At 62.5% G+C, this 2,524-nt stretch carries 2 protein-coding genes and 1 pseudogene; all 3 read left to right on the plus strand.

The window, feature by feature from the left end; genetic code table 11:
* Positions 1 to 39: 39 nt before the first annotated feature.
* Positions 40 to 981, plus strand: a pseudogene (locus tag EN745_RS33530) (sterol desaturase family protein); the annotation flags it as partial.
* A gap of 168 nt (positions 982 to 1,149) precedes the next feature.
* Entirely contained in the window at positions 1,150 to 2,097 is a 948-nt protein-coding gene (locus EN745_RS33535) for a substrate-binding domain-containing protein (RefSeq protein ID WP_126055322.1), read from the plus strand.
* 64 nt (positions 2,098 to 2,161) lie between these two features.
* Positions 2,162 to 2,476: a MocE family 2Fe-2S type ferredoxin gene (locus EN745_RS33540; protein ID WP_127423223.1), complete on the plus strand. Its 315-nt coding sequence runs from the start codon at positions 2,162 to 2,164 to the stop codon at positions 2,474 to 2,476.
* Positions 2,477 to 2,524 lie beyond the last annotated feature (48 nt).

The raw sequence follows: 2,524 nt of genomic DNA on the forward strand, positions 1-2,524 counted from the left end.
ACATTGTAGGGCAGGAAATAGCTCGGCAGCCATTTCAGCACCGCGCCGCTGTTCGTCTTCCCACCGCGGCCGCTGGCGGTGCTGAAATGGCTGCCGAGCTATTTCCTGCCCTACAATGTGCTGTTCGCGCTTTCGGCCGTGGCGTGGTGGCATTTCGTGCTGCCCGACGCCGAGGTGATGAAGACGCTCTCCGTCGGCTGGATCCTGCGCCTGTTCCTCGTCAACTGCGCGGCGCTGCTCGTCTTCTTCGGCGTTTTCGAGCTTCGACTCTACATTTTGAGGGCCCAGGGCAACCGCTTCAAATACAACGGCAAATGGCCATCGGAGCAGAAAAGCCAGGCCTTCTTCTTCGAGAACCAGAACCTCGACAACATGCTGCGCACCTTCGGCACCGGCATGCCGATCTGGACGGCAATCGAGGTGGCGATCCTCTACGCCTATGCCAATGGCTACGTGCCGTGGCTGACGGTTGCCGAGCATCCCGTGTACCTGTTCTGCCTGGCGCTGGTGGTGCCGATCATCCACGAGACGCATTTCTTCCTGCTGCATCGGGCGATCCACTGGCCGCCGCTCTACAAATGGGTGCATTCGGTGCACCACAATTCCGTCAACCCGTCGCCCTGGTCGTCGCTGTCGATGCATCCGGTCGAGCAGCTCGGCTATCTCGGCGTAGCGCTCTGGCACCTGATCATCCCGTCGAACCCGCTGCTCGCGCTCTACCAGCTCCACTATGCCGGCTTCGGCGCGATCCCCGGCCATGTCGGTTTCGACAAGGTCGAGCTTGGCGAGAACACCAGCGTCGATAGTCACGCCTATATCCACTATCTGCACCACAAATATTTCGAGGTGAACTACGGCGACGGCCTCATTCCGTTCGACCGCTGGTTCGGCACTTTCCACGATGGCAGCAAGGACGGCGAGGCCCGCATGCAGGCCCGCTACGAGAAGAAGAAGGCGCGCGCCAACGCCGCCGCCAAATGACGCCCGAACAGACAGTCACGTGAACGGCCTCGGCCGTTCGCTGCTGAGATGGCCTTCGGCCATCCACCCAGTGAGAAGGCCTTTGGCTTTCCACACAAGCCATCCCGCAAGGGCCGGAAAATCAAGAAGCGGAGTGACCCGGCGCTCCAGTCCAAAGGGAGGAAACCCGTGAAGAGACTTCTGTTGTCAACCGCGCTCGCCGCCATGATGTCGATGCCGGCAAACGCATTCGCCGCCAAGATCGGCGTCTCGATCGTCAACTTCGACAACAATTTCCAGACGCTGCTGAAGAACGGCATGCAGGCCCGCGCCAAGGAGAAGGGCGCCGACATCCAGGTCGAGGATGCCCAGAACGACGTCGCCAAGCAGCTCGACCAGGTGAAGAACTTCATCGCCAGCGGCGTCGACGCCATCATCGTCACGCTGGTCGACACCAACGCCTCCAAGACGCTGAGCGAGGAGGCCGCCAAGGCCGGCATTCCGCTGGTCTTCGTCAACCTCGAACCGTCAGACATGGCGAACCTGCCGGAAAAACAGGTCTATGTCGGTTCCAACGAGGTCGAGTCCGGAACGCTGGAAGCCTTCGAGGTCTGCAAGATGCTGCGCGCCAAGGGCAAGTCGGCAGGCGCCAATGCCTACATCGTCATGGGCAGCCTGGTGCACCAGGCGGCGCTCCAGCGCACCAAGGATGTCGAGCAGGTCTTTGCCACCGACATGTGCAACTTCATCAAGGTCACCGACAAGCAGTCGTCGGAATGGTCGCGCGACAATGCGCAGAACCTGATGACCAACTGGCTGACCGCCGGCGCGGCACCTGATGCCGTGATCGCCAACAATGACGAGTCCGCCATCGGCGCGATCCTGGCGCTCAAAGCCAACGGCATCGACATGAAGGACGTCGTCGTCGGCGGCATCGACGCCACGCAGGACGGCCTGCAGGCGATGAAGGCCGGCGATCTTGCGGTGACGGTGTTCCAGAACGCCAACGGGCAGGGCGGCGGCGGCGTCGACGCCGCGCTCGCGCTCGCCAAGGGCGAGAAGGTCGACCGCGTCGTCTACGTGCCGTTCGAGCTGGTCACGCCGGCCAACGCGGCCGAGTACATGAACAAGAACTGATCCCAGGACTGGGCCTCCGGGTGACCCCGGAGGCCTGCCGCGATCGAATCTTACGGTGAGAAAAATGACCAGCTGGATCAAGGCGTGCGGCCTCGACGACATCGAACAGGAAGGCGCCCGCCGCTTCGACCATGAGGGCCGGACTTACGCCGTATTCCGCTCGCCCGACGATGAGGTGTTCTGCACCGACGGCCTCTGCACGCATGAGGGGGTCCACATCGCCGACGGGCTGGTGATGGACTACGAGGTCGAATGCCCGAAACACTCCGGCGCCTTCGACTACCGCACAGGCGAAGCCAGGCGCCTGCCGCCTTGCATAAATCTCAGGACCTATCCGGCGAAGGTCGAGGCGGGAGAGGTAATGGTGGAGGTGGGGTGAGGCGTTGAAGCTGCCATCTCCCCCCTTGTGGGGGAGATGGCCGGCAGG

The organism is Mesorhizobium sp. M4A.F.Ca.ET.022.05.2.1, assembly GCF_003998845.1.
In the GTDB taxonomy this organism is placed as follows: domain Bacteria; phylum Pseudomonadota; class Alphaproteobacteria; order Rhizobiales; family Rhizobiaceae; genus Mesorhizobium.

Excerpts from the sequence above, each read along its gene's own strand:
- EN745_RS33540 (WP_127423223.1), top strand. The coding sequence starts at position 2,162 with ATGACCAGCTGGATCAAGGCGTGCGGCCTCGACGACATCGAACAGGAA.